General features: G+C 68.2%; 11 protein-coding genes. 3 read left to right on the top strand and 8 right to left on the bottom strand.

The features are described 5' to 3' along the window. Nucleotides 1-62: 62 nt before the first annotated feature. The 8 genes from AB0H88_RS28215 to metH all read right to left on the bottom strand — a co-directional run bounded on the left by AB0H88_RS28215 (nucleotide 63) and on the right by metH (nucleotide 11339). Nucleotides 63-1088: a dipeptide ABC transporter ATP-binding protein gene (locus AB0H88_RS28215; RefSeq protein WP_357649508.1), complete on the bottom strand. Its 1026-nt coding sequence runs from the start codon at nucleotides 1086-1088 to the stop codon at nucleotides 63-65. Then, complete coding sequence (locus AB0H88_RS28210) at nucleotides 1085-2119, bottom strand: ABC transporter ATP-binding protein (RefSeq protein WP_357649506.1); 1035 nt, start codon at nucleotides 2117-2119, stop codon at nucleotides 1085-1087. The genes AB0H88_RS28215 and AB0H88_RS28210 overlap by 4 nt, the downstream gene beginning before the upstream one ends. Further along, on the bottom strand, nucleotides 2116-3129 hold the full coding sequence (locus AB0H88_RS28205; RefSeq protein ID WP_357649504.1) for an ABC transporter permease: 1014 nt from the start codon (nucleotides 3127-3129) through the stop codon (nucleotides 2116-2118). Before AB0H88_RS28205 ends, AB0H88_RS28210 begins: the two co-directional genes overlap by 4 nt. A 93-nt stretch (nucleotides 3130-3222) precedes the next feature. Continuing rightward, nucleotides 3223-4986, bottom strand: a complete 1764-nt coding sequence (locus AB0H88_RS28200) for an ABC transporter substrate-binding protein (protein WP_357649502.1) — start codon at nucleotides 4984-4986, stop codon at nucleotides 3223-3225. Between the two features lie 57 nt (nucleotides 4987-5043). Then, nucleotides 5044-6042: an ABC transporter permease gene (locus AB0H88_RS28195; protein ID WP_357649500.1), complete on the bottom strand. Its 999-nt coding sequence runs from the start codon at nucleotides 6040-6042 to the stop codon at nucleotides 5044-5046. Between the two features lie 250 nt (nucleotides 6043-6292). After that, nucleotides 6293-6817, bottom strand: a complete 525-nt coding sequence (locus tag AB0H88_RS28190; RefSeq protein ID WP_357649498.1) for a cellulose synthase — start codon at nucleotides 6815-6817, stop codon at nucleotides 6293-6295. 240 nt (nucleotides 6818-7057) lie between these two features. After that, nucleotides 7058-7702: an HAD family phosphatase gene (locus tag AB0H88_RS28185; protein WP_357649496.1), complete on the bottom strand. Its 645-nt coding sequence runs from the start codon at nucleotides 7700-7702 to the stop codon at nucleotides 7058-7060. A gap of 172 nt (nucleotides 7703-7874) precedes the next feature. Further along, nucleotides 7875-11339, bottom strand: coding sequence for a methionine synthase (gene metH / locus AB0H88_RS28180; protein ID WP_357649494.1), 3465 nt, complete (start codon nucleotides 11337-11339; stop codon nucleotides 7875-7877). A 92-nt stretch (nucleotides 11340-11431) separates the two neighbouring features. Here metH and AB0H88_RS28175 point away from each other — a divergent pair, with 92 nt between their 5' ends. The 3 genes from AB0H88_RS28175 (at nucleotide 11432) to AB0H88_RS28165 (ending at nucleotide 13802) form a co-directional block, all read left to right on the top strand. Beyond that, nucleotides 11432-11893, top strand: coding sequence for a universal stress protein (locus AB0H88_RS28175; RefSeq protein WP_357649492.1), 462 nt, complete (start codon nucleotides 11432-11434; stop codon nucleotides 11891-11893). Between the two features lie 278 nt (nucleotides 11894-12171). After that, entirely contained in the window at nucleotides 12172-13026 is an 855-nt protein-coding gene (locus tag AB0H88_RS28170; protein WP_225291297.1) for a PAC2 family protein, read from the top strand. Between the two features lie 284 nt (nucleotides 13027-13310). Further along, nucleotides 13311-13802, top strand: coding sequence for a hypothetical protein (locus AB0H88_RS28165; RefSeq protein WP_357649490.1), 492 nt, complete (start codon nucleotides 13311-13313; stop codon nucleotides 13800-13802). Nucleotides 13803-13850: the final 48 nt, after the last annotated feature.

Here is a 13850-nt window from a genome sequence, read left to right as displayed (position 1 = left end):
ACGGTGGCGGCGAGAACGATCTGTACGGTCGGCGGCGGGGACCCCCCGTCCGCCGACCGGCGTCAGGAGGTCGCGGCGGCCGTCGTCGGCGCCGGGGCGGGGGCGTTCTCCGGGAAGTGGCAGGCCACGCGGTGGCCGCTGGCCAGCTCTTCCAGCGGCGGCTCCACCGTCTTGCAGATGTCCTGGGCCTTCCAGCACCTGGTGTGGAAGCGGCAGGCCGGTGGCGGGTTGAGCGGGCTGGGGACGTCGCCCGTCAGCCTGATGCGGTCGCCGTCCGCGCGGGCCTTGGGGTCCGGGATCGGGACCGCCGACAGCAGCGCGTTGGTGTAGGGGTGCATGGGGCTGCTGTACAGGCGCTTGCGGTCGGCGATCTCCACGATCTTGCCGAGGTACATCACCGCGACCCGGTCGCTGATGTGGCGGACCACCGACAGGTCGTGGGCGATGACCACGTAGGTGAGGTCCAGCTCGTTCTGCAGGTCCTCCAGGAGGTTGACCACCTGGGCCTGGATCGAGACGTCCAGCGCCGAGACCGGCTCGTCGGCGATGATCAGCTTGGGCTTGAGCGCGAGTGTGCGGGCGATGCCGATGCGCTGGCGCTGGCCGCCCGAGAACTCGTGGGGGTAGCGGTTGTAGTGCTCCGGGTTCAGGCCGACCAGCTGGAGGATGTCCTGGACGGCCTTCTTGATCCCGTGCTCGGTCTGCACGCCCTGGATGCGGAACGGGGCACCGACGATGGTGCCGACCGTGTGGCGCGGGTTGAGCGACGAGAAGGGGTCCTGGAAGATCATCTGCATGTCGCGGCGGAGCGGCCGGAGCTTGCCCTGACTCATGTGGGTGATGTCGCGGCCCTCGAAGACGACCTTGCCCCCGGTCGGCTCCAGCAGCCTGGTCACCAGCCGGCCGGTGGTGGACTTGCCGCAGCCCGACTCCCCCACCAGGCCGAGCGTCTCACCCTTGAACACGTCGAAGCTGATCCCGTCGACCGCCTTGACGGCCCCGACCTGCCGCTTGAGCAGGCCCTTGGTCACCGGGAAGTGCTTCTCCAGGTCCTGGACGGAAAGAAGCGGCTCGTTCGAGGTGGTCACTGCGTCTCCAGCACTGGCTTGACTTCGTTCTCCCACAGCGTCCGCCGCTGCGTCCTGCTCAGGTGGCAGCGCACCAGGTGGCCGGGGTCGGTCTTGATCAGGGCCGGCACCTCGGCCTTGGACCGGCCGTCGGTCTGGTCGGAGTAGGGGCAGCGGGGGTGGAAGGCGCAGCCCGACGGCACGTTGATCAGCGACGGCGGGGTGCCCTTGACGGGCAGGAGCCGTTCGGTGGGCTCCCGGTCGAGCCGGGGCATCGAGCCCAGCAGGCCCCAGGTGTAGGGGTGCTCGGGCCGGTAGAAGATGTCCTCGGCCGAGCCGTACTCGATGCATTTGCCCGCGTACATGACCAGGATGTCGTTGGACAGCTCGGCAACCACGCCCAGGTCGTGAGTGATGATGATCAGCGCGGAGTTGAACTCGCGCTGCAGGTCACGCATCAGGTCGAGGATCTGCGCCTGCACGGTCACATCGAGCGCGGTGGTCGGCTCGTCGGCGATGAGCAGCTCGGGGTCGCACGACAGCGCCATCGCGATCATGGCGCGCTGGCGCATGCCGCCGGAGAACTCGTGCGGGTAGGAGTCGACCCGGCGCTTGGGCTCGGGGATGCCGACCCGGCCCAGCATGTCGATGGCGTGCTTGCGGGCCACGCTCTTGGAGACCTTGTTGTGGATGCGGTAGGCCTCGATGATCTGGTCGCCCACCGTGTAGAAGGGATGCATCGACGACAGCGGGTCCTGGAAGATCATCGCCATCTTGCGGCCGCGCAGCCGGCGTACGTGCTCCTGCGAGGCGGTGACGAGGTCTTCGCCGTCGAGCCAGATCTCACCGGAGACGTTCGCGTTCTTGCCGCGGTGCAGGCCGAGAATGCCGAGGCTGGTGACCGACTTGCCCGACCCGGACTCGCCGACGATGCCCAGGGTCTTGCCGCGTTCGAGGCTGAAGGACAGCCCGTCGACGGACTTGACCACGCCGTCGTCGGTCGAGAAGTGGACCTTCAGGTCCTTGACGTCGAGAAAGGGGCTCTCGCTCACGTCAGCCTCACTCTCGGGTCAACCACCGCGTAGAGCAGGTCGACGATCAGGTTGGCCAGGATGATGAAGCCCGCCGCGGTCAGCGTGACGCCCATCACCTGGGGCAGGTCGTTGTTGTTGATGGCGTCGACCGCGTACTTGCCGATGCCGGGCAGCGAGAACGTGCTCTCGGTCAGCACCGCGCCGCCGAGCAGCAGGCCCAGGTCGAGGCCGAACATGGTCATCACGGGCGTGAGCGTGGCACGCAGGCCGTGTTTGACCACCACCATGCGTTCGGGCAGGCCCTTGGCCCGCGCCGTGCGGATGTAGTCCTCCGACATGGTCTCCAGCATGCCCGCTCTGGTGAGCCGGGCATAACCGGCGGCGTAGAGGAAGGCCAGCGTCACCCACGGCAGGATGAGGTTGTTCGCCCAGGTGAGCGGGTCTTCCGAGAACGGCACCCAGTCGGCGACGTCGCCGACCAGACCGAGCTGGTCGCGGAAGATGGCCAGCGACACGATGCCGGTGAAGAAGATGGGCAGCGACACGCCCGCCAGGGCCACACCCATCGAGAGGCGGTCGAAGAAGCTGCCGCGCCGCAGCGCCGACAGCACGCCCGTCGAGACGCCGAACACCACCCACACCACGGCGGCGCCGAGCGCCAGCGACAGTGTGATCGGCAGCCGGTCGAGCAGGTCGGGCAGCACCGGGTTCTGGGTGACGTAGGAGTAGCCGAGACATGGGGCGGGGCAGTGCTCGACGCCGGGACCGTAGTTGCGGTCGACCCCGACGAAGATGCCCTTCACGAACCGCCCATATTGCACGACCAGCGGGTCGTTGAAGCCCAGCCTGACGGCGGCCTCGTGGATCATCTGGTCGTTGGCGGCCTTGCCCACGTAGCGGGAAGCGAGGTCGTCAGCGGACATCCCGGCGAGTCGCGGGACGAGAAAGAAGATGGCGAACGTCGCGATGCTCACCACGAAGAGCAGCATGACGGCCGCTATCAACCGTCTGATGATGTATGTGGCCACTGATCTCGGCCATGGCGGCCGGGCCTTGTGGGCCCGGCCGCCGAAGCCTTCACCTGCTTTCGACGAACGTTCCGGAGGTTTTCCCGGACCGGGTTACTGGGTGCTCAGCGTCAGGAACTCGTACATCCCGAAGTTCTGGCTGACGAAGGCGTTCTTCAGCGTCGGCGGCCGGTAGAACAGGCCGTGCGCCCAGACGTAGGGCAGGATGAACGCGTCGTCCATGACCTTCTTGTCGACCGAGGCCCAGATCGAGTTGCGCTTGGTGGCGTCCTGCTCTCCCGCGGCCTGGTCGATCAGCTTGTCGATCTCCGGGTCCTTCACGCCGAGGTTGGTGTTACCGGCGGCGCGGATGACGCGGCTGTCGACGATCTGCTGGAAGAAGCCGAAGCCCTCGGGGTAGTCGGCGCCCCAGCCGTAGACCATGAGGCCCAGGCCGTTCTTCTTGGCGAAGTCGGGCTTGCCGGCGTACAGCTTGAAGTAGTCACCCTGCGGGAAGCCCTTGACCTCCAGTTTGATGCCCACGCGGCCGAGCGACTGCTGCAGCGACTCGGCGGTCTGCTTCTCCGCCGCGCGCTCGACGCGGAAGGAGATGGTGGTGCTGAAACCGTTGGGCTGGCCGCAGGCCTTCAGCTCTTCCTTCGCCTTGTTCACGTCGCCGCCGGGGTTGGCCTCGACGCCGTAAAGGTCGTTCTTCTCGTAACCGGTCATCTTCGACGGCATGAGGCTGAGGGCGACCTCGCCACCGGCGTCGGGACCACCGTAGGCGCCCTGGATCGCGGAGCGGTCAGCCGCGTACAGCACGGCCTTGCGGCAGTGGACGTTGTCCAGCGGCGGCACGTCCGCGTTGAGGTTGGTGAACCAGGTGCGGTCGAGCGGCGCGGAGTCGGCGTACTGCTTGACCTTGTCGTCCGTCAGGACGGTCTTGCGGGCGTTGGCCCCCACGCCGGTGCTGTTGATCTTGACGTCGATCTTGCCCGAGAGCAGGCGCTGGTCGAGGTCGTCCTCGTTCTGGCCGAGCAGCACCTCGATCGAGTCGTTGAGCTGCTTGCGGTTGGGGTCGGTCGCCGCGTCCCAGTTCGGGTTCTTGACCAGCTCGATGCGCTTGCCGAGCTCGTGGGCCTTGAACATGTAGGGGCCGGTCGCGACCGGGTGCTCCTTGTACTTGGTGCCCGTGTCCTTGGCCTCCGGCACCGGGGCCGTCTGCGGGAGCATGGCGAAGTAGTCGAAGCCGCCGTAGGCCTTCTTCAGGTGGAAGACGACGGTCTGGTCGTCGGGCGTCTCGATGCCCTTCCAGCTGTCGAGCTTGCCCTTCATCTTGTACGGGCCCGTGTAGTCGCCCAGGTCGAGCCAGTCGTTGAAGTAGGTCGGGCCGCTGGGCAGGATCTCCTTGTCCAGCGAGCGGGCCACGGCGTACTTCACGTCCTTGGACGTCACCGGGGTGCCGTCCTCGAACTTGATGCCCTTGCGCAGCTTGTACGTCCAGGTCTTGCCGCCGTCGCTGGCCTTGCCGAGGTCCTCGGCCAGGTCACCGACGAGCTCGAGGCCCTCCTTGCCCGGCACCGGCTTGAACATGGTCAGCGCGCGCGTGTAAAGGCGGGAGAAGTTCCAGGCGTAGCCGTAGTACTGGTCGCCGGGGTCAACCGAGTCGAAGTCGCCCGGCATGCCCATGTGGAGCGTGCCGCCCGTCTTGTCGGAGGGGTTGACGACCTGCGTCACTCCGGCGTTGTACTGGCTGGCGGGCGCCTCAGCGGTGGCACCACCGGTCTTCTTGGCAGAGCCGCCACCGCCACACGCGGAGACGACCAGGGCGAGAGCAGCGGTGATCGCGACCGCCGACGCCGTGGATCTTATCTTCATCGACCTGACACACCCCTTGTAACTAGGAGTCCAAAATTTGCGGGATAACTCACGTGGTCATCGAGCCTTGGGATCGAAGGCGTCCCTCAGGCCGTCACCGAGCAGGTTGAACGCCAGCACCGTGACGAAGATCGCGAGACCGGGGAAGACCATGTAGTTGGGCGCCACTTCGTAGTTGTGGACCGCGTCAGCCAGCATGCCTCCCCACGTCGGGGTCGGCGGCCGCACACCCACGCCGAGGAAGGACAGCGCGGCCTCGAACAGGATGTTCGACGGGATGAGCAGCGTCGAATAGACCAGGATCGGGGCCAGCAGGTTCGGCAGGATCTCCTTGAACAGGATGACGTGGTTGCGCGCGCCCAGGCTCCTTGAGGCGTCGACGAACTCCCGCTCACGCAGGGATAGCGTCTGACCTCGGATAATACGCCCAATATAGGGCCAGTTGAAGAAGCCGATGATGAACACGAGCAGGCTGATCCTCAGCGTGTCACCGGACATCCCGAACGCCTTGTCGGGGATCACCCCGCCGAGCGCCAGCGCGAACACCAGCAGCGGGAAGGCGAGGAAGATGTCCATGAGCCGGCTGATGACCGTGTCGATCCATCCGCCGAAGAAGCCGGCGATCATGCCGAACACGGTGCCGAGCAGGACGCAGAGCAGCGTCGCGAAGAACGCGATGAGCAGCGAGATGCGCGCGCCGTAGAGGACCCGGCTGAACAGGTCGCGGCCCGTGGTGGGTTCGACCCCGAACAGGAAGTCCCAGCTCATGCCGCCGAACGTGCCGATCGGCGCCTGGATGGCCGGGTCGATCTTCTCCCGGTGCCATTCCGCCGGCGGGTGGCCGAGCCACGACACCAGCAGCGGCGCGAAGATGGCGACGAGGATCAGCACGACGATGACGATCCCGCCGATCATCGCGATCTTGTCGCGCTTCAGCCGCATCCATGCGATCTGGCCAAGGGAACGCCCTCGGATGACTGAGGAGTCCGCGCCCTCCAGAACGGTTTCCGGTCCGGCTTCGATAGCCGAGCCCGGAACATCGAGCGGTGCGGTCATGCCAATGGCCCCCTGGATGCCAGACGACGTCGTCCGTGTGGGCGCGGTCCCGATCAGGTTATGCGCCGCGCTGGTGAAGTCGCTAGTTGCGTCCTCAGGAGGCAGAATCTATGGCCTGAGCTGGTGTGACCAGTCCCTCAGGGCGTGATGTGGCTCAACTGTGATTGACGCGAAACTCATTCGTATCGATCTTGGGGTGATTGTCTACGCCCCGTCCCGGTTGCGTCTCGGAACTGTGACACACCTTGGATCAGCTGATGCCCCTGCGCTTGAGAATATCCTCGATGTCGGAGAAGTCGTCGTCGTTGTTCTTCTTCGCCGCCGCCGCGGCGGGCTTTCCTGCGGGCTGACCCGTCGCCTGCCCTGTCGTCTGCCCGGCCGTCTGCCCTGTCCTTTGGCCGACCGCGCGTGGCTGCGGCGCGGCCGGGGCCTCCGCGGCCTTGCCCGGCTTGCCGTCGCGCGCCACCTTCAGCTTCCGGCTGCGCATGAACCCCGAGGCCACGAACAGCACGACGGACAGCCCGGTCACGGCGACGCCCGCCCAGACAAGGGGGTTGAAGATCAGGCTCGTCACGAAACTCACGATGGTGGCGCCGATGGTCCACAGTGACTGCAACGCGCCGGTCAGGTAGGCGGCCAGCGGGAGCAGCGCCCACGCGGCCATCCTCATGCCGGCGGCCGCGCCTCTGCGCCGAAACGCCAGGAAACTGAGCACCAAGCCCGCGATGGTCACACCGGCGCACAGCGGCAACCAGTAGATCTGCTCGAAAGTCATTCCGCCGCCCCTCTGTTATGTGGCTTCGCTCCCATCCTGGCATGCTTCCCCCCGCCGCCCCTCCTCCCCAAGTACCGGCCCTCCCTTAGGGGATCGGCCCCTGCGCGGCTGGGGGTCGTCCTTTTGCCGGGCTGAAAGCTTTACTTTTTTGTACGGCAAGCATGGGGAACCCGCCACCCGCCGCACGGGGCTGAGGGCCTCCAGGAATACGGCCTCTGACCGGATGGTGGCCGGCCGCCGTTACGCGCGGATCAACGCGCGCAGGGTGGGGATCGTGACGTCCGTCAAGGAGGGGACCACGAGGCGGCCGGGCGCAGGATCGATGGGCAGGAGGCTGGGGACCGCTACGACCGCGCAGCCCGCCGCCGTGGCGGCGGCCACGCCGTTGGGCGAATCCTCCAGGACGACGCAGCGCACCGGGTCGACACCCAGCAACTCGGCCGCCGTCAGGTAGGGCTCCGGGTCGGGCTTGGTGCGGGTGACATCGTCGGCCGTCACGATGGCGTCGAACCGGTCACGGCCGACGGCCTTGAGCACCGCGTCGGCGATCTCCCTGAGCGACGAGGTCACCAGGGCGCCCGGGATGCCCTCCTCGCGTACGGCGTCGAGCAGTTCGGAGGCACCGGGCATGAGCGCCACGCCGTCCGCCAGGCGGGTCACCATGCCGTCGGTCATCCACTCGCGCAGGTCCTCCGGAGCGACGGACGAGCCGGAGACGGCGAGCATGTAGGCGACGGTGCGTTCCATGGAGCCGCCCACGAGGTGCGCCTGGTGATCGAGCGTCCACTCGCCGCCGAGTCTCGCCATCACCTCGATCTCGATCTCCAGCCACACCTTCTCGCTGTCGACCAGCAACCCGTCCATGTCGAAGAAGACGGCTTCCATGCATCCCCCGATCGGTTCGTGTACGGCACCGCGACGGCACCCCGTCCCGCCATTCTCACCGCCCACACGAAGACCGCGAGCGCCGGGGGCCTCACCCACGGCATGACCGGGAGCGAGGCCGAACGGCTCTGGCCGGGCCAGACGTCGAAGAACGTCAGACGTCCGAAGTACGTCAGACGTTGAAGTACTTCGCCTCCGGGTGGTGGGCGACCAGGGCGGAGGTGGCCTGCTCCGGGTGGAGCTGGAACTCCTCCGACAGCGTCACCCCGATCCGCTCCGGGTCCAGGAGCTGGAACAGCTGCACCTGGTCCTCGAGATTGGGGCAGGCCGGGTAGCCGAAGGAGTAGCGACAGCCCTGGATGTTGACCTTGAGCATGTCGTCCAGCGACTCCTCGCCGCCGATCCCCCACTCGGCGCGCACCCGGGCGTGCCAGTATTCGGCCAGCGCCTCCGTGAGCTGCACCGACAGCCCGTGCAGCTCCAGGTAGTCACGGTAGGCGTCCTTGGCGAACAGCTCGGCCGTCGCCTCGGAGATCTTGCCGCCCATCGTGGCGACCTGGAAGCCGACCACGTCCACCTCCCCCGACTCGCGCGAGCGGAAGAAGTCGGACAGGCACAGGTGCCGGTCACGGCGCTGGCGCGGGAAGGCGAAGCGGGTGCGCTCGTTTCCGGCCTCGTCGAGGATGATCAGCGAGTCGCCCTCGCTGACGCATGGGAAGTAGCCGTAGACGACGGCCGCCTCCAGCAGCCCTTCGGTCTGGATGCGGTCGAGCCACATGCGCAGCCGCGGCCGTCCCTCGGTCTCGACGAGCTCGTCGTAGCCGGGGCCGTCGCCGCCGCGCGTGGGCTTGAGGCCCCACTGTCCGAGGAAGAGCGCCCGCTCGTCGAGGAAGGCGGAGTAGTCGCTCAGCGAGATGCCCTTGACGATGCGGTCACCCTGGAAGGGCGGCACCGGCACCCGGTTGTCGGCGGCCACGTCGGAGCGCGCGGGCAGCTCCGCCTCCGGCGTGCGGGTCAGGACGGCGCCGGTCTTGACCCGGCGCTCGCGCAGCGGCGGCAGCGTGGCCCCGGCGACACCGCGCTTGACGGCCATGAAGGAGTCCATCAGCCGCAGCCCCTCGAAGGCGTCGCGGGCGTAGCGGACCTCGCCGGCGAACAGCTCGGCCAGGTCCTGCTCGACGTAGGCGCGGGTGAGGGCGGCGCCGCCGAGCAGCACCGGATAGCGTTCGGAGATGCCCCTGGAGTTCATCTCCTCCAGGTTCTCCTTCATGATGACCGTCGATTTCACCAGAAGTCCGGACATGCCGATGACGTCGGCCTTCTGCTCGTCGGCCGCCTCCAGGATCGCGGAGACCGGCTGCTTGATGCCGAGGTTGACCACCTGGTAGCCGTTGTTGGACAGGATGATGTCGACCAGGTTCTTGCCGATGTCGTGCACGTCGCCCTTGACCGTGGCCAGCACGATGCGGCCCTTCGTCTCACCCTCGACGCGGTCCATGTGCGGTTCGAGGTAGGCGACGGCGGTCTTCATCACCTCGGCCGACTGCAGCACGAACGGCAGCTGCATCTGCCCCGAGCCGAACAGCTCGCCGACCGTCTTCATGCCATCGAGCAGCACGTTGTTGATGATCTCCAGGGCGGGCCGCTCCGCCAGACCGGCCTCGAGGTCGGCCTCCAGCCCCTTCTTCTCACCGTCGATGATGCGCCGCTTGAGCCGCTCCCACAGCGGCAGCGCGGCCAGCTCCTCGGCCCTGCCCTCGCGCATGGCGGTGGCGTCGACGCCCTCGAACATGTCGATGAAGCGCTGCAGCGGGTCGTAGCCCTCGCGGCGGCGGTCGTAGACCATGTCGAGCGCGACCTGACGCTGATCGTCGGGGATGCGCGACATCGGCAGGATCTTGGAGGCGTGGACGATGGCCGAGTCGAGCCCGGCGTTGACGCACTCGTTGAGGAACACCGAGTTGAGCACCATGCGCGAGGCCGGGTTGATGCCGAAGGAGATGTTGGACAGGCCCAGCGTGGTCTGCACGTCGGGGTAGCGGCGCTTGAGCTCGCGGATGCCCTCGATGGTCTCCAGGCCGTCGCGGCGGCTCTCCTCCATGCCGGTGGCGATGGTGAAGGTGAGGCAGTCGACGATGATGTCGGACACCTGCATGCCCCAGTTGGCGACCAGGTCGTCGATGGTCTCGCTCGCGATGCGTACCTTCTCGGCGGCCGTGCGGGCCTGGCCGTTCTCGTCGATGCACATGACCACGACCGCGGCGCCGTGCTCGCGTACGGCCGTCATCGTCTTGTGGAAGCGTGAGTCGGGGCCGCGCCCGTCCTCGTAGTTGACCGAGTTGACCACCGCGCGCCCGCCGAGCATCTCCAGCCCGGCCCGCAGCACCTCGGACTCGGTCGAGTCGAGCATGATCGGCAGCGTGGAGGCGGTGGCCAGCCGGAACGCCAGTTCCTTCATGTCGGCCACGCCGTCGCGGCCCACGTAGTCGACGCACAGGTCGAGCAGGTGGGCGCCGCCGCGGGCCTGCTCGCGGGCCATCTCCACGCAGTCGTCCCAGCGGCCTTCGAGCATGGCCTCGCGGAAGGCCTTGGAGCCGTTGGTGTTGCACCGCTCGCCGATGGCCAGGTAGGAGGTGTCCTGGCGGAACGGCACGGTCTGGTAGAGCGAGGACGCGCCGGGCTCGGGGTGCGGGCGGCGGGCGGCCGTCTGCTTGCCGCGCACGCGGTCGACGACCTTGCGCAGGTGCTCGGGGGTGGTGCCGCAGCAGCCGCCGACCAGCGACAGGCCGTAGTCGCGGGTGAAGGTCTCGTGCGCGTCGGCGAGCTCGTCGGCGCCGAGCGGATAGTACGCGCCGTCGGAGGTCAGCACCGGCAGGCCGGCGTTGGGCATGCACGAGAGCTTCAGCCGGGAGTGCCGGGCCAGGTAGCGCAGGTGCTCGCTCATCTCGGCCGGGCCGGTGGCGCAGTTGAGGCCGATCAGGTCGACGCCGAGCGGCTCGATCGCGGTCAGCGCGGCGCCGATCTCGGAGCCCAGCAGCATGGCGCCGTTGGTCTCGATCGTCACCTGGGCGATGATCGGCACGTCGCGCCCGGACTCCTCGGCGGCCCGCTTGGCGCCGATGACGGCGGCCTTGACCTGGAGCAGGTCCTGGCAGGTCTCGATGATCAACGCGTCGGCGCCGCCCGCGATCAGGCCCGCCGCGTTGTCGCGGTAGGACTCGCGCAGGTTGTGGTATGGCAGGTGCCCCAGGGTCGGCAGCTTGGTGCCGGGGCCCATCGAGCCGAGCACGAAGCGCGGCTGCTCGGGCGTCGACCAGTGGTCGGCCCGCTCGCGCGCGATCCTGGCACCCGCCTCGGAGTATTCGAAGACCCGCTCGGGGATGTCGTACTCGCCCAGGGCCGCCAGGTTGGCGCCGAAGGTGTTGGTCTCCACGCAGTCGACGCCCACGGCGAAGTAGGCGTCGTGGACGCCGCTCACGATGTCGGGACGGGTGACGTTCAGCACCTCGTTGCAGCCCTCGTGACCCTCGAAGTCGTCGAGGGTGGGGTCCTGGGCCTGCAACATCGTCCCCATCGCCCCGTCGGCGACGATCACTCGCTGGGACAACACTTCACGGAAGGACGGGGAGCTGCTCATGGGCTAGAGCTTATCGGCTGTGCAGAAAGGCTTGAGCGGACGGCTATTCTGCCAGGAAGACAATTCGACCATATGTCTAATAGGGGTTCCCGATGGCCTACCGCACCGTGCTGGCCGGCACCGATGGCTCCGCCTCCTCCTTCCGCGCCGTCCGCGCGGCGGCGTCCCTGGCCGGCGCGACCGGCGCCACCCTCGTCCTGGCGTGCGCGTACCTGCCCATGCGGGCGAGCGAGCGGGCCGCCGCCGCGGACCGGCTCGGCGACCTGGCCTACAAGGTGAGCGGCTCCACCCCCGCCGACGACGCCCTGAGGGCCGCCCGCGAGCACGCCGTCGCCGCCGGCGCGACCGAGGTCGTCCTGGCGGCGGAGGAGGGCGACGCGGTCGACGTACTCATCACGCTGGCCGCCGCGCACCAGGCGGATCTACTGGTCGTCGGCAACCGCGGGCTCAACAGCCTGGCGGGGCGGCTGCTCGGCTCGGTGCCGTCGCACGTCGCCCACCGCGCCTCCTGCGACGTGCTGATCGTCCACAGCACCTCCGGCGGCCGCGCCTGACCCTCACCCAGCACTGAGCGAGAGCGCCCTGGCCCCCTTACTCAGTGAGAACCTCCAGCCTCAGAGCATCGCCCGTGGCCGCGCCCGACCCCTCGCTCAGCGAGAGCGCCCGCCCGAGCTCACCCGGTGAGAGCGCCTGACCTGACGGTGCCCGGCCGTCGCCGCGTGACGACTTCTGACCGGTCGCTGCGCGACGATGACTGATCATCGTTACTCCGTGACATGACCGCCTCCTCACCGCATAGGCTTAGCTGGACAGCGGAGAGAGGAGGCGACACGTGATCGAGTTCGAAAGGTTCCCCGAGCTCGTCGACCCGGTGCTCATAGCCGCGTTCGAAGGGTGGAACGACGCCGGCGAGGCATCCAGTGGTGTGATCGCCCACCTCGAGTCCGCCTGGAAGGCGGAGCCGCTGGTCGAGCTGGATCCCGACGACTACTACGACTTCCAGGTCACCCGGCCCGTCGTGGAGATGGGCGACGGGCTGACCCGCTCCATCATCTGGCCGACGACGCGACTGTTGCGCGCCCGGCCGCCGGGCGTCGAGCGTGACGTGGTGCTGCTGCGCGGCATAGAGCCCAACATGCGGTGGCGGTCGTTCTGCGCCGACATCGTGGAGGTCTGCCGCGAGCTCGGCGTCGAGCTGGCCGTGATGCTCGGCGCGCTGCTCAACGACTCCCCGCACACCCGCCCCGTGCCGATCCTGGGCGGTGCCACGGACGAGGACCTGGCCCGTTCGACCAACCTGGAGCTGAGCCGCTACGAGGGCCCCACGGGCATCGTGGGCGTGCTCCAGCAGTCGTTCGGCGATGCCGGTCTCAACGCCGTCTCGCTGTGGGCGTCGGTGCCCCACTACGTGGCCCAGCCGCCCAACCCCAAGGCCACGCTGGCGCTGCTGCGCCGCCTCGAAGACCTGCTGGAGATCCCGATGCCGCTCGGCGATCTCGACGAGGAGGCCCGCGCCTGGGAGAACGGCGTGGACGAGCTCGCCTCCCAGGACAGCGAAGTGGCCGAATACGTCAAGGAGCTCGAGGAGCGCAAGGACGCCGCCGAGCTGCCCGAGGCCAGCGGAGACGCGATCGCCGCCGAGTTCGAGCGCTACCTGCGGCGCCGGGACCGCGACACTGACAGCTGACTCGCAGCCTCTTTTGCCGAACTTTCTGGAAGTTTCAGGTAATAATCGGTAACCATACAACTTTGCACCAAGTTGGAACCCCCAGGACCGGCTCGTCACAAGGACCCGGCCGCGAATGCCGCGTTGAACCTGCTCCCCGCGAACCTGCCCCCCCGTGAACCTCTGCCCCCGTGAACCCGCCCCGTGAACCTTCCCATGTGACTGCGCACGTTAGGCCAACCATGGCGACTTCCCACGTAGACCCGCATCAGAGGAGTCAGGACACCCGGCGACGCATCCTGGAGATGGCGCTCTCCCTCAGGCAGGACCGCCCCGGCGGCTCCGTGGACCATTTCCTCGCCCTGCTGCAGGACCGGCTCCCGCTCTGGCTCAGCATCCTGCACGGACTGTCCCACCGCATCGGCAGGGGCGGCGTCGCCGACAACCTCCTGCCCATCGTGCGGGCGGGCATCGACTACTACACCGACGTGCAGGCCGTGGCGCTGCCCGCGTTCACCTCGCCGTCCGTGACCGTCCGCTTCCGGCAGGCCGTACGCGATCACGGGCTCGGGCCGATGGCGGAGATCCTCCCGCTGGCCGCCTATCTGGAGGGTGAGCAGCGTCTGGGACGGGTGGCCGCCGACGTCGATCCGGAGGGCACCGCCCGGCTGCTGCTGGCGGGATGCTTCCATCACGCCTACATCGAGATGTTCATGGGCGCCGACGCGGGACCGTCCCGGGACGCCGGCGCCCAGGAGATCGTCCGCGAACTCCGCCTCGAACCAACCCCCGCCTGACGCCTCCCGGCCGCACCGCTCGCCCCCTGCCGACCATGGCGTCCGTCG

This window comes from Nonomuraea sp. NPDC050680 (assembly GCF_040654555.1).
Lineage (GTDB): Bacteria > Actinomycetota > Actinomycetes > Streptosporangiales > Streptosporangiaceae > Nonomuraea.
Note: the sequence above shows the minus strand (reverse complement) of the source record. Positions and strands in the feature narration are given on the sequence as shown.